This is a genomic window from Singulisphaera chitinilytica, from assembly GCF_049331405.1.
In the GTDB taxonomy this organism is placed as follows: Bacteria; Planctomycetota; Planctomycetia; order Isosphaerales; family Isosphaeraceae; genus PoT.
Window position 1 is genome coordinate 2,849,949 of the sequence record NZ_CP186274.1, and the last position, 22,133, is coordinate 2,872,081.

Here is a 22,133-nt window from a genome sequence, read left to right on the forward strand (position 1 = left end):
GCCAGAGGGGGCACCGGGTCGGATTGTCGAGCAGGCCATGCGCAACAGGTGTCGAAAAGCTTGTGCCTCATCGCCCGACTGGCGCGGGCCCTATTCTGTTTGAGATCACGCGTATCCGCACCGGTTCACGAGGGAAGTTCAAAAAGGCTGAGACCCAAATCGGATGAGAAAATGTGATTAAATCGGATTATGGTGTTTGTAATAGTTGTGAAACGCGATCAAGTCTTTGGAGATAAATAATTTGATTTGTATGTATCCGGGTCAGAAGTGACATGGCTGAAGCAGCCGGAGGAGAACCGCGAACGTCAACGCTCTCGAGGGCGCCAGGACGGCGGTCTAGGATGGCCCGACCGTGAGGGGGCGTAGAACGAAAAACCTGCCGCGGGAACGCCCGGCGAGATGAGCCGCTACGACGGAGCCGGGCAGGGGATTCTCTCGTGGGTAGAACGGAAGTTGCGGCGGCTATGGCGATTCGGCAACTGCGAGAGGGAAAGGGTCGATCGTCCAGGATCCGCCTGACCCTCCTCAGGTTGACATAATCTTAAGGAATTGCGACAAACGTTCGTCTCCAAGGTGAGGATACACCCAATCGATGAACGGACACACCATCGGAGGAGAAGGAACTCATGGACCGGAACAAGATATGCCGGGTTCTCATGTTTCACGGGTTGCTCGCGGGGACGATCTTATCATGCCCTGCACTATTGGCCGAACCTATAACCCCCTGGAATGGCGGTAGCTCCTCGGTCGAGGCGGTCGGCCAGACGTCGTCGCAGCAGGGTTCTCTGGCAAGCGCCTCCGCCCAGGGTTCGACGGATCTCTACTACAGCTCTATCTATAATTCCGACCCGAATGCCTTCCACGTGAAGGCTCAAGGGTCGGCCAATGCGAACGTGAGCGGCACCGCCAGCAACCTCTTGCAGGTCGACGCAACATATTCGGTGGGCAACCCAGGCACGCGGCCTTATGGCTTCCACAGCGACGTCAACGCCAGCTCAACCGCGGAGGCGTCGTGGACCGGCGACAGGATCCACATTGGCCCTGACTCCAGTGGATCCATCCCCGACTCGATCCGGCTCGGCGTCACCGTGGATCTGACCAACGCATGGGGCCAATTCCCCTATATCGTTATGCCGAAGGGGGGGACGCTCGATATTCAGGTCGGAAATCAGCACATTCAGCTCAGTGACAGCAATGCCATGGTTGCGAACGGGTTGAACAATCTGGGCGACATCTCGGACTGGCTCCTGAATCGGGGATTCGCCTCGGTCCAGAAGGAGATCAGCCCGTCCGGCATGCCCCTCTACCATGCCAAGGCCTTCCTGGATCTGCCGGTGGACGCGAACGGATGGACCGCGCCGTTCGACCTGAGCCTCAAGGCTACCCTCTCGGGCGTGCCGCAAAGCAATATGAACTTGTGGATGGAAGCCGGGGCGTTTTCTCTGTCCCTCGATGACATCACCCAGTCCGACGGGACCAACGTCGTCGATGCGGGCCATGTCGTCACCTTCGAGTCGGGGCTCGCCTGGGCCACACCCGTCCCAGAGCCCGGCTCCTTCGCGCTGGCGGCCTCGATGGCCCTGGGAGCGATCGGCCTCCGCAGGAGGCTCCTCTATTGAGAATTGCTCTGAAGATTTTTGGATAGCGTGATTGCTGTCACGATGCGACGCGGTCGGAGGCTGGGCGGCGTCGCAGCTCCGCGCGAGTGATCGCCGGCGGATTGTATTTCGCTTCGTCGTGCCCGACGTCCGTCCCGGGCGGGACGATCTGATCGATCCGGTCGAGGATGCCGTCATCGAGACGGCCCTCGGCGCCGGCCAGCAGGTCGTCGAGATGCTCCATCGTGCGAGGGCCGAGGATGGCCGACGTGACGCCGGGATGGGCCATCACGAATGCCATCGCCATGTGGATGAGCGACAGCCCCGCCTCTGCCGCCAGAGGGATGAGTTGTTCGACAACGTCGAGCTTGCGTTCGTCGGACATCTGCCTGGGGAAATACCTGGCGCGCACGGTGTCGGGCCGCTCGGCACCCTTGCGGTATCGGCCGGTGAGCATGCCCTTCGCCAGTGGGCTCCACACCAGCACCCCCATCCCATATCGCTCGCAGGCGGGGAGCACTTCGCGCTCGATGCCGCGATCCAGGATCGAATAAGGCGGCTGCTCGGCGCGGAAGCGAGCGAGCCCTCGCCGCTCCGCGACCCACTGCGCCTCGATGATCTCGGAGACCGGGAAGGTCGAAGAGCCGATCGCGCGAACCTTGCCCGCACGCATGAGGTCGGTTAGCGCGGAGAGGGTTTCCTCGACGTCGGTCTCCGGCGAAGGGCGGTGAATCTGGTAGATGTCGAGATAGTCCGTCCCGAGGCGTCGCAGCGAGTCTTCGACGGCGCGATGGAGCCAGCGTCGCGAATTGCCCCGCATGTTCGGGTCGTCGCCCATGGGATGATGGGCCTTGGTGGCCAGGACGATGCCATCGCGACGACCCTTGATCGCCTTGCCGACGATCTCTTCAGATTCCCCTTTGCTATAAGCATCAGCGGTGTCGATGAAATTGATTCCGGCTCCCAACGCCTTGTGGATGATCCGGATCGAATCTTCGTGGTCGGGGTTGCCGATCTTGCCGAACATCATGGCACCGAGGCAGTAGGGGCTCACCTTGATGCCGGTTTTACCGAGCGTGCGATATCGCATGGCCTGTCCTCCCCGTCGTCGAATTGTGACCGACGCCTTGCTCTGCTCAAGAGAGTTCAATCGGAACATTGTTCCGTTAATATTTGGAACACGGTTCCGTTTGTCAAGGGGTCCGTTTTCTACAAGGACGATGGGCGAGGCGAGATTCAGGAATCTCTAAAATTTTATAAAATAAGCATGTTATCTTGTTTGGGTGTTGCGTGTTTGGGATGTGGCCCTATTGGAACCGGTGAGGTTGACCATCAGGCCCCTCTCATCGTCCGGGAGCTCATCCTGGTTCCGCAGCCGGTCGGTCGGCGAGTTCGGCCAGGAGTTCGTCCTCGTAGTCCGGCAGGCCGAAGCCTTGGAGGGACGCCGGCGGATTGGCTCGCTCCCAGGCGATCGTCCGCTCCAGCGCCTTGCCCGGGGGCACGGGCCCGACGTAGCCCAGCTCCCTCCGGATACGATCCGAGTTCATACTGATGTTTTGTGACATCCGGTAGGGCAAGGGGATTCGGCCGCTCAACGCGGTCACGACCCGACCTTGCCAGCCTTCGGCCCTGACGATCCGGCGGACCCATTCGGCCTCATCGACGAGATACCGATCCGCGACGTTGTAGATCCGGCCCGCCCCTCTCTCGTCCACGATCGCGAGGGCGACGGCCTTCGCGACGTCCTCGACGAGTAAAGCCTGAATGATCGAGCCCGACCGATGCTCTTACCAAACGACCTACCTCGATCGCAACCGCTCCGATGGTCGGGCGAGCGGCTCCGAGGCATCCAACTGCGACCGTCGCGCCTCATCGAGGAGGATGACGCGGCCTTCGGCCAGCCCCGCTGGCGACCCCCAGAAATTCCGGCGGGCTTCGATGCGGGCCTTTCCCGCGGCGATGGCGATCTCGGAGGTGCCGTTATCCCGGATCGCGTTGTCGTGTAGCAAGACCTCATATTGCCCCCCATCAGGCGCGACCTTGAAATTCGAGCCATCGTTGCCGATGGTGATGCCTCCCTTGACGGCCCCTTCCACGACCGAGTCGCGGATCGCGAGGCGATAATGCCCTTTGGCGAACGGCCCTTCGGCGAGCATCGACGGAGCGAGCCAGACGTTCTGGGCCTCGCCCCGAAATCCGTCCACGAACCCGGCATCCCGGATCACACTCCCCACCACGTCGATTGAAACGAGGCTCTCGTGGGCCCGCTCGGGATCGGACGGAGTCAGGTTGAGGATCGTCCCCTCGAGATTCATCTGGCCCGCCTTCTCGAGCGTGGAGTCGCGGATCTCGACCTCGACCGTGGCGGGGACCATCGTTGCCACCCCGACGATGCCGTCCTGCCCGCATTCGCCCGATCTCGATCGCTCGACGCGAGCCTTGACCTTCGCGCCTGCTGCGGCCATGACGAGGAGATTGCGACCTTGCTGACTCATACGTGAAGCGATGACGCTATCCGTAATCTCCAGGTCAGACTCCGAGCCCTTTCCATCGGCGAACGCCGCCACCCCCATGTCGAACAGCGGAGGAATCAGGGCCCCGCCTTCCGAACGACTGTCGCCGATGATCAGGCGCGTCCGTGCCCCCTTCAGTGAGAAGGACCCGATTCCGATGCCGGCGGCCTTGTTGACGCGACAACGCAGGAGGCGATTCTCGGTCACCTTCTCCTTTCGTGTCGTCAGAAATAGGATGCCTGCGTGCGAGACCCGCCCGAGCAGGCTCACCTCGGTCGTGGTGAGGCCAGCGGAGAGGTTGGCGTCCTCGACCTCGACGCCGATCAAGCATGTCCCGGAGACGTCGACCCCGAGAATTCCGCTTGCCTCCGTTCGCTCGACCCGGACATCGACGACCTTGCAACCCTCGCCCAGGACGACCCCGTTCCCGCCGTTGCGGTCGCGATTCGAATTCGTGATCGCGGGCTTGCGACCGGCCTCGGCCTGGCCGATGAGCGTCTGATCCGCCTTGAGCGTCAGGCCGCCGTCGAGCGGCTCATCGCTCGCCAGCAGGATAATGATGTCGCCCGGCCTGGTGACCGCATCCAGCCCGATTGTCGAGCCGATCGGGCTGGACGGGCTCGAACCATCTCCCGATGCCTTCGCCCGGGTAAACCAAACGACGGCGCTTGCGGGAGCCGGCGATGATAAAACGACGGCGCATGCCAGCAGCGAGACGCGAAGGGCGAAGTCGGCTCCCGACGGCCTGCCGGACTGGCCGTCGCCACCCTTGTGAAGAAGGCCGCCACCGATGAGTTGGGTCGACATATCGATCTCCTGCGAAGCATCGAGCGTCTGGGCTGGCCATTGGCCCATGTTCGAGGGCGAAAGTCAATTCACGCCAAATGACGAACTTCCGCCCATCCCAGGAGTTGCCCGTCCCCATCGCGGTGTATCGCATCCGATGACCGGGAGCCGTAACCGATGGTGTGACTCCCGGACGATGGTATTATTCGACCTTCTTGCCCGCATCATCGGTTCGATCGAGGATGTGATGGGGGTATTCCCATCGTCCGACGTGGTCGCGGACCCACTCGAAGAAGAACCGGGCGCCTCGGTCGGACGGGCCGGTGCCGTAACCGCCCAATTCGGGGTTGGGGCCGGTGCCCGCGGAGTTGGTCACGCCTTCGATGTGCGAGCTGTGGAAGACCATCACGAGGCGGGGCTGGCCCAGGTAGCGTTCCCAGTCCTTCCGCATCGATTCGCGATGGAATCGGTTGAAGATGCCTTCATTCCCCGGCTCGTCGTTGTCGTGGGTCTCGGTGTTGACGGCGAATCCGGTCGAGGGGATCGGCATCTCCTCCTGGTAGAACCTCACCTCCATCCCAGGATACGAGTCGGCCGAGCCGGACTGGTGGTTCGGGCAGACCCCGGCCTCGATGTCCGGAGCGACGGCCTTGAACCAGGCCGTGAGCCTGGCCTTCTTGGCCGCGCCGTCGGGCTCGCGGAGGAGCTCGTGGTCGGCACGCACCGGATGGCTGAACTCGTGCATGAGGTTGACGAAGACGTTCTTGAGCTTGCGTTCGGTGAGGAACCGGCCGGTCTCCTCGATGGCCCGCTTGACCGCGGCCTCGTCCTTGAGTTCCTGATCCTTGCGGGGCTGGAGGACGTAGATCCCGACGACCATGCCCCGCTTGTCGGCCTCGCGGATGATCCATTCCAGGCGTTTGCCGAAGTCGGCACGCAGGGCACCCGTCGGCAGGAAGGCGTTGGGGCCGGCGTCGACGCTCGGGAAGCTGCCGTTCGTTCCCTGGAGGCCCACGGTGAGGAGGTTGATCCCGTGGGCGACGACCGTGTCGAGGCAGCGGACGTGACGCTCGGTGACGGCCGGGCTCATCAGCGCATTGTTCCAGCGGATGCCCCAGAGCTTCACCGGATTGCCATCGAGGTGCGGGATGTCGCCGACGATCGAGAACTCCCGGGTCGCGACCGGGGCCGCAACTTTCTCGGGCTCCCTGGCCACGGCCGCGGCGAGCGGCCAGGCGAGGGAGACGAAGGCCACGCAGGCGGGTATGTTCAGGCGTTGACGCATGCGACGGGCTCCGTTATGCGGGAGGGGAGGAAGCGGCGACGTTTCACTGGGAGTCGGACGAGATGACCTCGCCGCCGCTCCTCGTCGCGATGGCCCGCCAGGTCACGACCGAGACGGAATTTTTGTAGAATTGAACATGACCATCGGTCATGAGCACGTTGACACCGCCGGGGTGCTGGCTCCTCGCCGAGAGTCGCCCTATGGCGTATTGCGAGAGGCAGTCGGGCAGGGCGTTGTTGGGGGTCAGATAGTGGTTGGACGTGGCGAACGTCAGGCTGCCGCGGGCCCACTCCTGGCCGCGCTCGCCGATCCAACTCGTCCGCGATGAGCAGAAGGCGTCGCTCATGGCCGTGCCCCCCGGCCCTTGAGCGAACTGGAGCCGAGGGTTGAGCGGCGTCGGGCCGGTCGAGTCGACCCCCGACCCCTTGAGGGTCTCGCTGAAGGCCGCGGTGTTCGAGAGGCCGTCGGTGACCTCGGCGAACCGGACCGCCGAGAGGTCGTAGAAGAGGCCGTCGGGGACGCCCGTGAAGTCGATCTTGCGGATGCTCCCGCCGTTGGTCGTGCCGCTCCCCGCGTTGGCCACGTAATTGTTGGGCGCGAGGGTCGGCTGGAAGCCGTCGGTCCGGGGGTCGCTGGGGCAGAGATAGGCGTTGATCTTCGTGGCGACGGCCGTCACATTGGCGCTGCCCAGCGGTGACGCCGCGGTCGGGGGCAGCTCGGGCAGGTTGAAGTTGATCGCGTTGTAGAGGGCGCCCCCCTCCAGATTCGGCAGGACCTGCGCCAGGGCCGACCAGAGCATGGGCGAGCCGGTCCTCGCCGACGGCATGACCCCGTTAGTCCCCTCGTAGTTGTGGAGCGCCAGGCCGATCTGCTTGAGGTTGTTCGAGCACTGCATGCGGCGGGCGGCCTCGCGGGCGGCCTGGACGGCCGGGAGCAGCAGCGAGATCAGGACCGCGATGATCGCGATCACCACCAGGAGTTCGATGAGGGTGAAGCCGCGGCGGCGATGGGTGGACATAGGGACGACTCCGGGGGGGAATGGCTTCAATGGACGCCGACCGGTTGGGGACCGCAACCAATCGGGTTACTTGGATTCCTTGATGTGCCGGGGGAATTCCCAGCGCCCTGCGTGTTCGCGGACCCAATCGAAATAGAAGCGGATGCCCCGGTCTCCCGGCCCGGTGCCATCGCCCCCCATCTCGGGGTGCGGGCCCGTGCCGCTGAAACTCGTGATCCCTTGCGTGTAGGCGCTGTGGAGCATCATCGCGGCGTTCTCGGCCTCCGCGAACCGCTCGCAGTCCGCGAGGATGTACTCGCGGCAACCGTCGTTGAACCAGCCGTCGTTCTCGTAGCTGTCCTGGCGCAGGGTCTCGACGTTCACGACGAAGCCCTCGGACGAGATCGGGGCATCCTTCTGGATCAGCTTCAGGTCCATGCTCGGGAACGTGTCGGACGCCGGCGACTTCGACGCGAGGCAGGCTCCGACCTCGATGCCGGGCGCGACGGCCTTGAACCAACCCGCCATCTTCGCCCGCTTCGCGATCCCGTCGGGCTCGCGGAGGATCGGCTGGTCGATCCTCTCGGCGTGGTCGAAGGTGTGGATCAAATCCACGAAGACGTTGCGGAGCCCTTTGGCGGCCAGGAAGCGCCCGGCCTCCTCGATGGCCCGCTTGACGGCCGCCTCGTCGTAGAAGTCCTGATCCTTGCGGGCCGAGAGGATCTGGACGCCGACGACCATGCCTCGCTTGTCGGCCTCGCGGACCAGCCGCTCGAGCCTCGCTGCCACGTCGGGCTTGAGGGCCCCGTCGCGGCGGAAGCCGTTGAGCCCCGCGTCGGGGTCGGGCCAGCCGCCGACGCACCCCTGGATCGAGACCCCGATCAGGTTGATGCCGTGGGCCGTCATGTTGTTGAAGTTGTTGATATGGCGATCGGTGACCGTCGGGCTATACAGCGCGTTGCCGCAGCGGAGGCCCCAGAGCTTGACGGGCTGGCCATCCAGGAAGGACCGCCTGCCCTTCACCTCGAACTCGCGCGTCGGGGCTGCTGTGTTGGAAGCGACGGCCTTGTCATCGGAGCGAGCGGGCCGAAGAGTAACGCTCGCCAGGATCAGCGTCAACGCGGCATAAGTCGTAATCCGAGGTCTCATGATGCTCAGCACCTATCGCCCCACTCGATTATCTGTGTCATTTGTCAGAGATTAGGCCTTGACCCCGATCGGGTCAAGGCCCCTTCGACTTCTCGGAACCCGCCCCGACGCGGGAGGCATGCGACCATTCGAATTGTAGAATGATTGTGTAATTGGCATTAGATATTGTATTGCGGGCCGAGTCGGAACGATATTGACCACCAATGCGGATGAATTTATGGGTAAGAGTTTGCGGTAGAATCGCGGGTTCTCGGAATTCCTTCGTTGAGGCGATTGCGGCACCCGGACTCTTGTCGTACGATCGTCCGCGGGTCGATCTTCCGGAGGTTAAACGATGATGAAACGTTTGCAGATGTGGGCCATGGGCATGGCCGTCGCCGTCTGGTTTTCGAGCGACCTCGTCATCCGCGAGGCCTCGGCCGCCGATCCGGTCGTGGTCTACACGGCGCTCGATCGCGAGTTCTCCGAGCCGCTCCTCAATGCCTACGCGAGGCGGGCGGGCGTCCGCGTCCTGCCCAAGTTCGATATCGAGAGCACCAAGACCGTCGGCCTGACGAACCTGATCGTCGCCGAGTCGTCGCGTCCGCGTTGCGACGTCTTCTGGAACAACGAGATCGTCAACACGATCCGCCTCAAGGAGAAGGGGCTGCTCGTCCCCTTCCGCCCTTCGCGCGTCGACGAGATCCCTGCGACCTTCCGCGCCAAGGACGGCACCTGGTACGGCTTCGCCGCGCGGGCCCGGATCCTGATCGTGAATACGAAGCTCGTCGCCGAGGCCGATCGCCCAAGCAGCATCAAGGACCTCCTGGATCCGAAGTGGAAGGGCAAGATCGGCATGGCCAAACCCCTCTTCGGCACGACGGCCACGCACGCGGCCTGCCTCTTCACCGCCTGGGGGGATGAGAAGGGCAAGGACTACTTCAAGGCCCTGAAGGCCAACGGCGTCCAGGTCCTCTCGGGCAACAAGCAGGTGGCCCAGGCTGTGGGCTCGGGACAACTCGCCTTCGGGATGACGGACACCGACGACGCGATGGGGGAGATCGACGCGGGCAACCCCGTGACGATCGTCTATCCCGACCGCAAGGAAGGGGAGATCGGCACCCTCTTCATCCCCAACACCCTGGCGATCCTCAAGGGGGCTCCGCATCGGAAGGCGGCCGAGGCCCTGGCCAATCACCTGCTCAGCCCCGAGATCGAGTCGGCCCTGGCGAAGGGGCCGAGCGCCCAGATCCCGCTCCTCAAGAGCACCGAGGTCAAGGCACGCGTCGAGACCCCGAAGACCGTCCACGCGATGGAGGTCGACTTCGAGGCCGCCGCGAAAGTTTGGGACAAGGTCGCCGCATTCCTGGTCTCCGAGTTCGGGAGCTGAACCCGTTTCCGGGACGGACGCCCTCGATCTGCTCGGGCGACATTGGGAGTGAGCATATCCGATGAGGTTTCAGACAATGTTGCATGTCATCAAACTTTTGCCAGTGGTTGCGATGGTCTTCGCGGCCGGATGCTCCGGGGAGAAGGAGCAGGGAGGGCCGCCGAAGCCGGCGACGTTCGATTACGAATCGGGCGAGGTCGGCAAGCTCCCGGCGGGTTTCGTGACGGATCTCACGGGCGGCGGAGGCGCCGTGGCCTGGGTCGTGCGAGAGGATCCGTCGGCGCCGAGCGGCAAGAAGACACTGGTGCAGGAGAGCGCGGACGACACGAGCTATCGCTTCCCGCTCTGCATCTACCAGGACGCCGTCGCCAAAGACGTGGCCGTGGAGGTCAAATACAAAGCGATCTCCGGCGTGGTCGACCAGGCGGGGGGGATCGTCCTGCGGTACACCCCGGAGAATTATTACGTCGCCCGGGCCAATGCGCTCGAGGATAATATCAACCTCTTCAAGACCCAGGACGGCAAGCGGGTGAAGATCGAGGAGGTCACGGCCAAGGTGACGCCCGGCGAGTGGCACACGTTCCGCTTCGAGGCGAAGGGGAAGCATCTCAAGGTCATCTTCGACGGCCAGACCGTGATCGAGAAGGATGACGAGACCTTCACCGGGCCCGGCAAGGTCGGGCTCTGGACCAAGGCGGACAGCGTCTCGGCGTTCGACGACTTCAAGATCGAACCCGTCAAGTGACGCGCCGGGGTGACCTCCAGGGATTGCTGGGCTCGGATCGCATGAGAAATCGCAGGAATGTCTTCGCATCGGTGGGGCAAGGCCTGATGAACGAGCAGGGGCGTCTGCGGCTTGGTGTCGCCTCCTTCGCGATCCTGACCCTCCTCGGCGGCTGCGGGCCTCAACCCGAGGCCCCGCCCGCCGCGTCGGTGCCCGTGGCAACCGCCGCCACGCCGGATCTCGACGCCGAACTCGCCCGCGCGGCCGAGCTCAAGCGGCCGGCGTTCGTGCTGATCGCGGAGTCGGGGAAGAGCGGCGATGACGACTCGGCCCGGGGGCTCCTGGACGCTTCGAGCCTCGGGGCGCAAGCGGATCAGGTCGTGCCGATCCTGCTCGACCTCAAGGCCTCGCGGAACCGCGCGACGGCGGCACGCTTCCGCGCCCTCGAGACCCCGGTGCTCTTCAGCATCTCCCCGCGCGGCGTGATCATCAGCCGGGACGAGAAGCCGATCGCGAAAAACCTGGTCCTGAAGCGGATCACCGAGGCCGGCCCGAAGGGGCAGGAACTCGACGCCAGGCTCGCCGTGCTCGAGGAGCCGGTCAAGAAGGACGCCAACGACGTGAAGTCTCGGCTCGCCCTCGCCGACTTCTTCCAGGGCCAGAAGAACATGCGCGAGGCGATCCCGCACCTGGCCGCGGTCGCCCACTCCGAGGCCGTGGAGACCCCCTTGCGGATCAGGGCCTGGGTCGACCTGGCCCTGGCGCACCTCTGGGTCACCGAGCCCGAGAAGGGCCGCCACGAGGCCAGGGCCTTGATCGCCGCATGGGGGGAGAAGATCCCCGAGGCAAAGGCCGGCGGCAACCTCGCGCTCGGTACCCAGGACGCGAAGGCGAATCGCGTCTCAAGGGCTCGCGAGGAGTTCGAGGCCTCAATCGGCGCGGCGCCAGATTCGGACTATGCGAAGCGGTCCAGGGAAGGGCTAGCCAGGCTGCCGAAGGAAGGGAAGTAGGCATGGCCAGGCGCAACCCGATCCTCGGGGGGGCGATCATGCTCCTCGCCCTCATCCCCATCCTGGCCGTGACCGTCTTCCGCGTCGGCCGGCAGGACGAGCCGAAAGGGTCGACCTCCTCCCAGGCCCGACCCAGAGTCGTCCTCTACTGTGCAACGGACCGCGAGACCGCCCAGGAGCTCCTCGACCGCTTCGAGAAGGAGACGGGGATCCGCGTCGAGGCCAAGTACGACACCGAGGCCGCGAAGGCCGTCGGGCTCGTCCAGGCGATCCGCCAGGAGAAGGGCAACCCGCGTTGCGACGTCCTCTGGGGGGGCGGGGCCTTCTTCCACGCGATGCTCGCCGAAGAAGGCTGCCTGGCCCCGGCGCCGGACGACCTGATCAAGGCCCACGGCAACGCGCCGCGCGACGAGAAGGGGCGCTGGCTCGGCTTCGCGGCCGCCTACCGCGTCCTGATCCTCAACACCGAGATGTTCGGCAAGGAACCCCGGCCGCACTCGTTCCGCAACCTCGCCGACCCGCGCTACAAGGGGCATGTGGGGATCGCCAACCCCCTCTTCGGCGGCATGGCGGCCCACGTCGCGGCGCTCTTCAACGTGCTGGGTTCGGAGCAAGCCCGACGTTGGCTCGCCGACCTCAAGGCCAACGACGTCGCCCTCTGCGGCGGCATGGCCGACGTGACGAAGCGAGTGGCCTCGGGCGAGCTCTGGTTCGGGATCACCAGCTCCATCGATGCTCACGTCGCCGTCGACGGCGGCAAGCCGGTGGCCATCGTCTTCCCCGACCAGGAGCCGGGGGAGATCGGCTGCATGGAGGGCTTCAGCACGGTCGCCCTCATCGCGAACGGCCCGAATCCGAAGGAGGCGGAGAAGCTCCTGCGGTTCCTCATGAGCAAGAGCACGGAGGAGGTCCTCGCCGCGGGGCATGGTCAGACCGTCGGAATGCTGCCCGAGAGCGTGGCCGGGGATGTCCGCCCGCGCTGGATCCCGAAGGGGGTTCGGAGCATGAACGTAGATTGGACCGCGGCGGCGAAGGCCTACGCGGAGTCGACGAAGGCCGTCAAGGAGGTCCTGCTGGACCGATGAGTGAACCGCCTCGATCCGTGGTCGCCGGGGCGATCCTGCTGGCGGTCGCCGTCGTCCTCTCGCCGCTGTTTGCTGCCCTCTTCGGCTCCGGCTTGCAGGTGCGGGCGATGGCGGCGGCGTTCGACGGCATCGCCGGGCGGCTTGGGGAATCCACGGGTTCCGCCCTGGTGAGCGCGTTGACTACGCTGGTGCTTGGGGTCCCCTTCGCTCTGCTCGTCGACCGCACGCGGGCCGGGTTCAGGCGCGTGGCCTGGCCGCTCGGTCTGCTGTCCCTCATGGTCCCGCCCTACATTGTGGGCGAGGCGGCGATCGTCCTCCTCGGGCCCGCGGGCATGGTCTCGCGGCCGGTAGCCATGCTCCTCGGGTTCGGCCCGAAGACGAGCGACCCGATCGAGGCCGCACGCTTCACGATCCCCGGGTTCGTCTACTCGTGGCCGGCGGCCGGCGTGGTGATGGGAAGCTGCCTCTTCCCGCTGGTGGCGTTGGCCGTGGCGAGCGCCTTCCGTCGCACCGACCACCGGATCTTCGAGTCGGCCCGGCTTGCGCAGGGGAGGCGTGGTGTCATCAGGATCGGGGCGGGCGTCCTCGTCCCGCCGGCCCTCGGAGCGGCCTTGCTGGTCTTCGCGCTGACGCTCACCGAGTTCGCCGTGCCGCAACTCCTGCGTTTGCGGACGATCGGCGAGGCGATCTACGAGCGGATCCAGGAGGGAGACCTGGCCTCGGCCGCGGCGCTCACCCTGCCGTCGCTGCCGATCGTCGTCATGGCGGGGGCCCTCGGAGCGTTCATCCTGATGCGCAGCCGGGTCGCGAGCCTGGCCGGCCTCGAGGGGGAGGTCTCCAGGTTCGACGGCCGGAGTTTGGGCAGGGCGGGGCACCTGCTGGCCGGCGTCACGACGCTGCTGGCGATCACACCCCCCTTGATCCTGCCGTGCGTGTCGCTGGGCAGGCTCACCGCCACGGCGAGGATCAATCCGATCGCCGCGGCGGGTTCACATAGAGTCATGCGGTCGTCCAGTTTCTTCAGCTCCCTCCGGGGGACGTGGGATCTCGCGCACGATGACGCCATCCGCACGGTGGTGCTCGCGGGGGCGACCGCGACGCTCGCCACGGTGCTGGCAACCGGCCTGGCGAGGCTCGCATCCCGGGCCGGCTGGGGGCCGGCCCTGGGAGTGCTCGGAGCCGGCGTGGCGGTGCCGGCCCCGATCGTCGGGCTGGGCCTGGTCACGCTCTGGAACCGAGACGCCACGGCCGCCGTCTACGAGGGCTCGGCGATCGTTTTGCTCGCGTGGTTCGCGCGGTTCTTCCCCTTCGCCGTCTTCCTGGCTCAAGGGGCGCTCGCCCGCGTCCCTCGAGAGCTGGAAGAGGCCGCGGCGCTGGCGGGCAGGGGGCCACTCGGGCGGCTCCTCGCGGTGGTGATCCCCTGCGCGGCGCCTGGCCTGGTGGTGGCCTGGCTGGCGATCTACGTGCTGTCGGCCACCGAGTACGGTGCATCGGTTTTGATCGCCCCACCCGGCAAGCCGCTCCTGGCTCCATCGGTCGTGACACTCATGAGGCGCGGCCAGGACCCGGAGATTGCGGCCTGCCAGTTCCTCCTGCTTGGGGTCATCGCTCTGCCAGTGGCCGTCATCGCGCTGGTGATGCTGATGCGTGTTCGTCTCGGGCTGGTTGCGAAAGGAACGAAGTGAGCGAAGTCCTCCGCGTCAGTTCCCTGGGCCGGGCCTTCGGCGAGGCAAACGTGCTCGAAGGCGTGAGCTTCTCGCTGGCTCAGGGTGAGCGCCTCGCCGTCCTCGGCCGATCGGGGAGCGGCAAGACTACGCTCCTGCGCCTGATCGCGGGGCTCGAGTCGCCGACGGAGGGTGACGTCGCCATCGCGGGGAAGCCCGCGTCGCGCGCCGGCCGGGTCTTGATCCCGCCCGAGCGTCGCGAGGTGGCCCTGGTCTTCCAGGGGCTCGCGCTCTTCCCGAACCTCCGGGCGCTCGACCAGATCGCGTTCGCTACGAGAGGCCGAGGCGGCGTCGAGCGGGCCAAAGGCCTGCTCGAGCGCGTGGGCCTTCTGCACCGGGCCGACGCGAGGCTCGACGAGCTCTCGGGGGGCGAGCGCCAACGCATCGCGCTGGCCAGGGCATTGGCCCAGGAACCCAGGCTCCTCCTCATGGACGAGCCCTTCGCGAGCCTCGACGATGAGAAGCGGGCCGAGATGCGCGACCTGCTGCGCTCGCTCCTCGACGGCACCTGGACGACACTCATCCTCGTGACGCATTCGCGCGACGATGCCTTCGACCTCGCCCGCCGGGTCATCGTCCTCGACCATGGCCGGGCCGTGGCCGACGACTCGCTCGAGTCGCTCTCGCTCCGCCCGCGTCACGCGTCCGCCGTCCGCGCCCTCGGATTGGGAGAACTGATACCTGGCGTGGTCACCGCCCAGGGAGAGGCCGAGACCGCGTTTGGGATGGTCCCCACGCCTCATGGGACCAATCCTGGACCTGCGCTGCTCCTGGTGCGACCCGATCAGCCGCGGCTAACCGCGGACGGCACAGGCGTCGAGGCCGAGGTCACGTCGCTCGAGCTGCGTCCGCCGGAAGGGCGCGAGGTCAGGCGTGTCGCCGTCGTTCGCGTCGCGGGGAACGTCCTCCGCGTGTTCGCGTGTGATCGCGCCTTATCCCCAGGCACGCGCGTCCGCGTGCGGATCGATGGCGAGTGCGATCCGATCCAGGGGTCATGAATTTAGTGATGCTTCTGTGTCGGCTGTCTCGTGCGAAGACATCCGATCGGGGTTCGTCGAGTTCTTGATCGGCGAGGGCATGGCCCAACACTACAACGGCAACGATCGACGCCGGATGGAAGAATCCAACCTCCCGGCCGGCCGTGAACTTTCCGAGGGCCGTCCGGAAGCCCCCCGTCGAGCAGACTTCGCGACGCGGCCGAGTTGCCGAGGGCCCGGGCTAGCCGCTTCGTGGACGGCGCGTGCTATGGAGAGTTGGAGAAATGCTGCGATAAAATCGAACAGCTGTGAGCTGGTTCAGAAGAAATCCTAAAAAATGACGGTCATCGGAATCTCGATTGGCCTCGCCGGCATGGGGACGCTTGAGGACGGCGGCAAGTTGTAAGATTTGTGATAGCATTGGTTTGCGCGAATTTTTATTTGCCAGCGTTCGAGGTGTCCTGTCTCTCCGCCTAGTATTCTAAATTAGGGGCGGTCAGGTCGAAATCCGATCGAACTCAGGCTCGATCGAGGTGAGATCGTTTTTGGGGCTGAAGTCGCTGAAGCTCATGTAGCGTGAACTGCGCAATGTGCGCGGCGATGGGTACGCTGCGCACAGCGGTTGCGAGGGGCGGCCCGCGTGAAAATTGCGACGGGGCGGGCGACGATGGAAGGCGTAAGGATCCATTGGCTCAGATATGAGGTGATTCAATAGATTGTTTCACTTTGAAATGGATCCTTTCCCGACATGAGCAGGAAATCACGAAACTGATTCTTGTTCTTTCGGCGATGACCAGATAGTGTTGGGGTACTCTTGCCATTTTCTCCAGGAAACGGGGCGGCCTCCGCGAGCGAATCCGGTCGCGGGGATCCAGTTTTCGCACATTGTTAGGATACACGTATGCCTCTCCTTCGTTCTTTCGACGTTGTGCGCCCGAGGTCCGCGCTGGTCGTGGGGATCTCGCTCCTCGCCATCGGGTGCGGGGATTCCAACTCCGGCCAGTCGGGCAAGACGGTCTACTCGAGCCCCGAGGAGATCAGCGCCAAGGATCAGGGGCTCAAGGACGCCATGCAGGGCGGGGCGTATGGCTCGGCGGGCAGGAAGGCCGCGAAACACGTGGGCGCCCACTGAGCGTGGAGGGATCGCGGCCTGGGGGCTGGGATCGAAGCAAAGACGTATCACCTGATGGCCTGTTTATTTCTCGATTTGATCTTGCCTCGGGTGATCGCCAGGGGTTGTCGGTCGTTGTGTGTCGCGCATCCTGCGCCGGTGCATTCTTCTTCCCAATCGTAGCGAGGTAACTCAACGTGCGATCTCGTCGAGGATTTACGCTCATCGAACTGCTGGTGGTCATCGCCATCATCGCCGTGCTCATCGCCCTCCTCCTGCCCGCCGTGCAGGCCGCCCGAGAGGCCGCCAGGCGCTCGCAGTGCGTCAACAACCTCAAGCAGCTCGGCCTGGCCGCGCACAATTACCACAGCGCCCTCGGCTGCTTCCCGGTCGCCGGCGGCAAGAACGCCTTCAACAGCCCCTCCGAGTTCCACCCCTGGGGCGGCTGGAGCGCCCACGGGATGATGCTCGGCTATCTCGAGCAGACCCCGCTCTACAACGCCGCCAACTTCAGCTGGTCGCCCACCAACGGCAGCTTCGGCTACGCCCTGAACTCGACGGTCACCAACGCCGTCATCAACTCGTTCCTCTGCCCCTCCGACGGCTACGCCGGCAAGTCCAACACCAACAGCTATTACGCCTGCTATGGCACGACCGTCGAGCTCGGCGGCTGGGAGTCCTTGCTGGGCGCGAATCCCCCGGTGCAGCCGGCGAGCACCGGCGTCTATTGCCAGTACACGAGCTACAGCGTGGCCGACTGCACCGACGGCACTTCGAACACCGTGGCCTTCGGCGAAGCCCTTTCCGGCGACAACGCGGGCTCGACCAGCGCCTACCGCGGCAACATGAACCTGGGGGCCAGCGGCAACCTCGTCAATAGCTTCTTGCTCAGCGCTCAGAACAACGCGGCGAACGTCATCACCGACCTGCAGACCTGCGCCAAGGGCATGAGCACTACCAACGGCAGCATCTCCAGCTCCCGCGGCTATCGCTGGGCTTTCTCCGCGGTCGGCTACTCGATGTTCAACGTCCTCCAGACGCCCAACGAGCTCAAAGTGAACGGCTGCCGCTTCGGCTGCAACGGCGGTTGCGACCCGAGCTACGGCTACTCCTACCCGGCCTCGAGCAACCACTCGGGCGGCGTGAACGTGGCCTTCGCCGACGGCAGCGTCCGGTTTATCAAGGACTCGATCAACCGCACCACCTGGTGGGCGATCGGGACCAGGAACGGCGGCGAAGTCGTCAGCGCCGATGCCTACTGATCCGAGAACCGGGCATAGACCAGCACCCGAATCGCCCTCCCGGCCCTATTTCAAAGGGTCGCGAGGGCGACTTGTATTCTCGGATCCGGTATCTTTGATATCTAGTCAAACAAGGATGAAGTTCGAATCCACGTACCTATGAGTCTCGATCGAGAAGGCCCGCGGGACATCGACCTTGCGGCGGACGTGCCCCGAGGGAGCACCGCGGGGCAAGCGGGGTGCACGTAGAGTTGCATGGTTCTGTAAGTATCATTACGATCTTGTGTAACAGACGCTCAACAGACCGATTTCGGCACGTTCGACGCCCGAGGTGAGAGGGTTGTGATCGACGGGAACGACGCTGGCCGGCCCGACCGGAGCCGCTCGCTCTCGTCGCCCGCATCCGAATCCGATCCGCCCCAGAACGTGCGCGAGGCTGCGATGCCCGACGATCCCCGCGTCGAGGAACTGCTCGACGAGCTCCTCGACCAGGATTCCACCCCCGAGGAGGTCTGCGGCGCGAGCCCGGAACTCCTGCCCATCGTCCGCGAGCGCTGGCGCAAGGTCCGCCGGGCGCGCGCCGAGCTCGACGCATTGCTCCCGGTCTGGCCGGATGCGGAACCGTTGACGAAGTCCCGGGAGTATCTCCCCATCCCGCAGGTCCCCGGCTACGACGTCGAGTCGGTGCTCGGGCAGGGCGGGATGGGGGTCGTCTTCCGGGCTCGGCACCTCCGGCTCGGCCGGCTCGTCGCCATCAAGATGACGCTGGCGGGCTCGTACGCCGGCCATCACGAGCGCGAGCGGTTCCGGCGCGAGGCCGAGGCGGTCGCCGCCCTCCGCCACCCCAACGTCGTGCAGATTTACGACATCGGCGACTGGGCGGGCCGCCCTTATTTCACCATGGAATTGATCGAGGGGGGGAGCCTCGCCCAGAAGCTGACGGGCACGCCGCAGCCGGCCCATCAGGCCGCGGCGCTGATGGAAACGCTGGCCAGGGCGATGCACGCCGCACACCAGGGCGGGATCGTTCATCGCGACCTCAAGCCCGCCAATATCATGTTCACGCCCGACGGCACGCCGAAGGTCACCGATTTCGGGCTCGCCAGGCGCCTCGACGGCGGCGAGGGGCTCACCCTCAGCGGGGTCCTGGTCGGCACGCCGAGCTACATGGCGCCGGAGCAGGCCCAGGGCCATTCGCGGTCGATCGGGCCGGCCGTCGACATCTACTCTCTCGGGGCGATCCTGTACGAACTCGTGACGGGCCGGCCTCCCTTCTGCGCCGAGACGCAGACGGAGACGGTCCTGCAGGTCGTCGAGCAGGAGCCGGTCCCGCCGTCGAGGCTGAACGCCAAGGTACCTCGCGACCTGGAGACCATCTGCCTGAAATGCCTGAGGAAGGAGCCGCACGGCCGCTATGCCAGCGCCGAGGCGCTCGCCGACGACCTGACCAGCTTCGTGGAAGGGCGGCCGATCCGGGCCCGGCGCCTGAGCGTGATGGCGCGGTCGTGGCGATGGGGGAGACGGAACCCGGCGTTGCTGGCGCTGATGGCGACGGTCATGGCCCTGATCGGGCTTGCGATCGGCGGCGGGGCCAGGCTGGAGTGGGAGCGGGCCGAGCGACGTACGGAATTGGCAAGGCAGGACGAGCGAGAGAAGCAGGCCGTCGAGGCCGCGCTCGAGCAGGCCTCGGCCCTGGGGAGGCAAGGGCATTGGCCGGATGCCCGAGCGGTGCTCGAGGGCATCCCGAGCCTGCTCGGCAATTCAGCCCCCGCCGGCCTTCGAGAGCGCCTGACGCAGTCCCGCAGGGACGCCAGGGCGGCCGTCGAACTCGAGCGGATCCGGCTCCGGCTCTCGACCGATCCCGCCGTCACCCGCGGCAGCGCCGCCACGCTCTATGAGGCGGCCTTCCGGAATTACGGCATCGACCTGCCGACCATGGGGGCCGAGTCTGCGGCGAGGAGCGTGGGCCATTCTGCCATCCGAGACACCCTGCTGGCCTACCTCCATGACTGGTTCTATTGGGAGCCCGAGGCGCATGGGGGCATACTCCGGGCTGTGCTGGATCGGGCGGACGACGATCATTGGAGGCGAGAGTTCCGGGAGGCGGCTTCGGCCAGGGAGCCCGGTACGGCCAGGGATCTGAAGAAGCTGGTGGAGTTGGCGGCGTCGCCCGAGGCGTCGTCCCAGCCGCCGTTGCTGCTCTCAGGGCTTGGGGGCCTCCTGCTTTTCGACGGCAAGCGGGACGATACGCTCCCCTTGCTGAGGGAGGCCCAGCAGCATTATCCCGACGACTTCTGGCTCAACTACCTCCTGGGCCACTTCTGGGAGAAGGAAAACCCCGAGAAGGCGGTCGGCTTCCTACGCGCGGCGGTGGCCGTCCGGCCCGGCAGCGAGGAAGCCTATGCGAAGCTGGGCAGGGCTCTGCTCGAGTGCAAGGATCAGGCGGGGGCTCTCGCCGCCTTCCGTAAAGGCCTCCTCATCGATCCCAAGGCTTCCATCGTCCGGGATCTGGCCAGGGCTTTGGCCCTGAGCAACCAACTCGAGGAGGCGCGCGGGATCTGGGAAAAGATCCTGGAACACGACCCGCCGGATCACGAGTCCTGGTATGGCTACGCCGAGCTATGCCTGTTCCTCGGCGACGAGGAGGCTTATCGCCGGGCTCGCAAAGCCCTTCTCGACCGATTCGGCGACACCACAAATGACTGGGTCGTCGCCGAGCGGAGCAGTCTGGCCTGCCTGCTGCTTCCATCATCCGACGATGAACTGAAGCGTTCGATCGCGCTGGTGGACAGGGCGTTGACCGCCGGAAATGCGGATCCCGACAACGCCTACCTCAAACTCCTCCAAGGGCTGTCGGAGTTTCGCCAGGGTCGACCCGGCCGGGCGATCCCCTTGCTGGAGGAGGCGGCGAGACAGCTCCCCAACCGCCCGGGCCCGCGGCTCTTGCTGTCCATGGCCCGATTCCAGTCGGGCTCCGCCAGGGAAGCACGCGAGTCGCTGGCGGCCGCCGTAAGCTCCTACAACTGGAGTGTGTCTCGGGCCGATCACACCACCAAGTGGGTGAGCCATGCCCTCCGTCGGGAGGCTGAAGCCATGATCCTTCCGGGTCTGGCCGCGTTCCGGCTGGGAGACTGGCAGCCGAGGGACAACGACGAGCGCATAGCACTGCTAGGGATGTGCGAATCCGAAGGGCTCTACGCCTCCGCCAGTCGCCTGTGGGCGGCCGCCTTCGTGGCCGATGAGCATCTGGCCAGTGCCTTGACTATACGATGCCTTGGCCTCGCGGGTCAAGAATCGGATAAATCGAACCGGATCGAGATCCTGAGCTCCGCGTGCCGTTACCGCGCCGCCTGCTGTGCAGCGTTGGCGGGCTGCGGGATCGGCAAGGATTCCGCCAGGCTCGACGCGGCCGAGAAAGCGCGCTGGCGGAGGAAGGCTATCGAGTGGTTGCGGGCCGACATGATCTTGCTATCCGAGACGCTGGAGAGTGGCGTTCGGGCACACCGCAACAGTGCGAAGGAACTGCTGCAACTATGGCAGGGCGAGCCTGACTTGGCCGGGTTGCGTGAGCCAGCCAGGTTGGAGGCGCTCGCGGCGGACGAGCGGGAGGGCTGCCTCGACTTGTGGGCCGATGTGGGGGGCCTCATTGTTCGCTGTGGGAATGATCAATGAATTTAAAAATAATGAATTTATATATGTAAAATGTGTCGATTGTTTTCGCGGATCGATCCCGCTCCATTCCACTCGGGCATGCCAGTCGAGCGCTCGTAATGTTCGGCAAGGCCCCGACCGCACTCCTTCGGTTCTGCGGTTGTATTAATTAATGTTCACATGTAATTTTTTGTAATTATACTTGTATGTTTTGACCTGTCAACGTCGCACTGGCGGGGACGCCAGCCATTCGGGGATCGACCAGACATGATCCGACAGCCCGGCCGCAATCGCCGGGCTCCTCTCCTGCCAATGCCCCTCCTCGTCACGGAGCCGCAGCGTCCTCACCGGCCAGCAGAAGTTGTAAATGTACATGGTCAGATAGGTGGCCGTCTCGTGGTGCGGCCAGTCCTTGCTGAACCGGTACGTCTTGCGAGCCTTCCGGGCGTTGCGGTGCCGGTCTGTGCCGTTCTGACGCTCCGCGAACGACGTGCTGATCGACCGGCTCACCTTCGACATCCCCAGGGCCGCGATCACGGCGGCCATCGTGCCGAAGACCGCCCGCGTCGCGATCGACCTTGCAGGGCCGGCCGGTCTGGCGGACGCCGCACCCCTCGGCGATGTGCTCCTGGACCGATCCGGCCTTCTCCGCCGGTAGTCGCGAGTCGAACAGCGGGGTCCCCTTGCGCTCGGAGGAGCGGGCCTTGCAGGCGGAGCAGCGGAGCATGCGCCGCTCCTTGCGGGCGCCATAGCGGCTGGTCAGGGTCAGATTTCCCGCACCTCGCTTGCCATGCTCGGGGCAGGCGGAATTCAGGCAGCAGAAGCGGGCCAGGTCATCCATCGTGCGGCTCCGACGTTGAGATCCTCAGGCCGGGAGGCGATGACACCATCCCCCTGGAATACTCCGTCGGAG

Annotated in this window: 17 protein-coding genes; 10 read left to right on the forward strand and 7 right to left on the reverse strand. The window is 65.4% G+C overall.

Annotated elements, in window-relative coordinates:
* Positions 1 to 626 precede the first annotated feature (626 nt).
* Positions 627 to 1,619: a PEP-CTERM sorting domain-containing protein gene (locus ACOYYX_RS11295; RefSeq protein ID WP_422930029.1), complete on the forward strand. Its 993-nt coding sequence runs from the start codon at positions 627 to 629 to the stop codon at positions 1,617 to 1,619.
* A 37-nt stretch (positions 1,620 to 1,656) separates the two neighbouring features.
* Here ACOYYX_RS11295 and ACOYYX_RS11300 read toward each other — a convergent pair whose 3' ends face one another.
* The 6 genes from ACOYYX_RS11300 to ACOYYX_RS11325 all read right to left on the reverse strand — a co-directional run bounded on the left by ACOYYX_RS11300 (position 1,657) and on the right by ACOYYX_RS11325 (position 8,328).
* A complete protein-coding gene (locus ACOYYX_RS11300) occupies positions 1,657 to 2,688 on the reverse strand; it encodes an aldo/keto reductase (RefSeq protein ID WP_422930030.1) in 1,032 nt (343 codons plus the stop codon).
* A 268-nt stretch (positions 2,689 to 2,956) separates the two neighbouring features.
* Positions 2,957 to 3,313 (reverse strand): hypothetical protein, encoded by a 357-nt coding sequence (locus tag ACOYYX_RS11305; RefSeq protein ID WP_422930031.1) that lies wholly within the window; start codon positions 3,311 to 3,313, stop codon positions 2,957 to 2,959.
* An 84-nt stretch (positions 3,314 to 3,397) separates the two neighbouring features.
* Positions 3,398 to 4,918, reverse strand: coding sequence for a hypothetical protein (locus tag ACOYYX_RS11310; RefSeq protein ID WP_422930032.1), 1,521 nt, complete (start codon positions 4,916 to 4,918; stop codon positions 3,398 to 3,400).
* Between the two features lie 181 nt (positions 4,919 to 5,099).
* Positions 5,100 to 6,182: a hypothetical protein gene (locus ACOYYX_RS11315; protein WP_422930033.1), complete on the reverse strand. Its 1,083-nt coding sequence runs from the start codon at positions 6,180 to 6,182 to the stop codon at positions 5,100 to 5,102.
* 43 nt (positions 6,183 to 6,225) lie between these two features.
* Entirely contained in the window at positions 6,226 to 7,200 is a 975-nt protein-coding gene (locus ACOYYX_RS11320) for a DUF1559 domain-containing protein (RefSeq protein WP_422930034.1), read from the reverse strand.
* 66 nt (positions 7,201 to 7,266) lie between these two features.
* Complete coding sequence (locus ACOYYX_RS11325) at positions 7,267 to 8,328, reverse strand: hypothetical protein (protein WP_422930035.1); 1,062 nt, start codon at positions 8,326 to 8,328, stop codon at positions 7,267 to 7,269.
* A 334-nt stretch (positions 8,329 to 8,662) separates the two neighbouring features.
* Here ACOYYX_RS11325 and ACOYYX_RS11330 point away from each other — a divergent pair, with 334 nt between their 5' ends.
* The 9 genes from ACOYYX_RS11330 (at position 8,663) to ACOYYX_RS11370 (ending at position 21,241) form a co-directional block, all read left to right on the forward strand.
* Positions 8,663 to 9,697, forward strand: coding sequence for an extracellular solute-binding protein (locus ACOYYX_RS11330; RefSeq protein ID WP_422930036.1), 1,035 nt, complete (start codon positions 8,663 to 8,665; stop codon positions 9,695 to 9,697).
* A 76-nt stretch (positions 9,698 to 9,773) separates the two neighbouring features.
* Entirely contained in the window at positions 9,774 to 10,442 is a 669-nt protein-coding gene (locus ACOYYX_RS11335) for a family 16 glycoside hydrolase (RefSeq protein ID WP_422930037.1), read from the forward strand.
* A 41-nt stretch (positions 10,443 to 10,483) separates the two neighbouring features.
* The gene (locus ACOYYX_RS11340) at positions 10,484 to 11,431 is read left to right on the forward strand and encodes a hypothetical protein (RefSeq protein ID WP_422930038.1); all 948 of its coding nucleotides are present in this window, start codon (positions 10,484 to 10,486) and stop codon (positions 11,429 to 11,431) included.
* A 2-nt stretch (positions 11,432 to 11,433) separates the two neighbouring features.
* Positions 11,434 to 12,516: an extracellular solute-binding protein gene (locus ACOYYX_RS11345; RefSeq protein ID WP_422930039.1), complete on the forward strand. Its 1,083-nt coding sequence runs from the start codon at positions 11,434 to 11,436 to the stop codon at positions 12,514 to 12,516.
* Entirely contained in the window at positions 12,513 to 14,201 is a 1,689-nt protein-coding gene (locus ACOYYX_RS11350) for an ABC transporter permease (RefSeq protein WP_422930040.1), read from the forward strand. Before ACOYYX_RS11345 ends, ACOYYX_RS11350 begins: the two co-directional genes overlap by 4 nt.
* Positions 14,198 to 15,238: an ABC transporter ATP-binding protein gene (locus ACOYYX_RS11355; protein WP_422930041.1), complete on the forward strand. Its 1,041-nt coding sequence runs from the start codon at positions 14,198 to 14,200 to the stop codon at positions 15,236 to 15,238. The genes ACOYYX_RS11350 and ACOYYX_RS11355 overlap by 4 nt, the downstream gene beginning before the upstream one ends.
* An 880-nt stretch (positions 15,239 to 16,118) precedes the next feature.
* Complete coding sequence (locus tag ACOYYX_RS11360; protein WP_422930042.1) at positions 16,119 to 16,349, forward strand: hypothetical protein; 231 nt, start codon at positions 16,119 to 16,121, stop codon at positions 16,347 to 16,349.
* 176 nt (positions 16,350 to 16,525) lie between these two features.
* Positions 16,526 to 17,590, forward strand: a complete 1,065-nt coding sequence (locus ACOYYX_RS11365; protein ID WP_422930043.1) for a DUF1559 domain-containing protein — start codon at positions 16,526 to 16,528, stop codon at positions 17,588 to 17,590.
* 321 nt (positions 17,591 to 17,911) lie between these two features.
* Complete coding sequence (locus ACOYYX_RS11370; protein WP_422930044.1) at positions 17,912 to 21,241, forward strand: protein kinase domain-containing protein; 3,330 nt, start codon at positions 17,912 to 17,914, stop codon at positions 21,239 to 21,241.
* 198 nt (positions 21,242 to 21,439) lie between these two features.
* Here the strand turns inward: ACOYYX_RS11370 and ACOYYX_RS11375 are convergent, their stop codons facing one another.
* Positions 21,440 to 21,766: a hypothetical protein gene (locus ACOYYX_RS11375; protein WP_422930045.1), complete on the reverse strand. Its 327-nt coding sequence runs from the start codon at positions 21,764 to 21,766 to the stop codon at positions 21,440 to 21,442.
* Positions 21,767 to 22,133 lie beyond the last annotated feature (367 nt).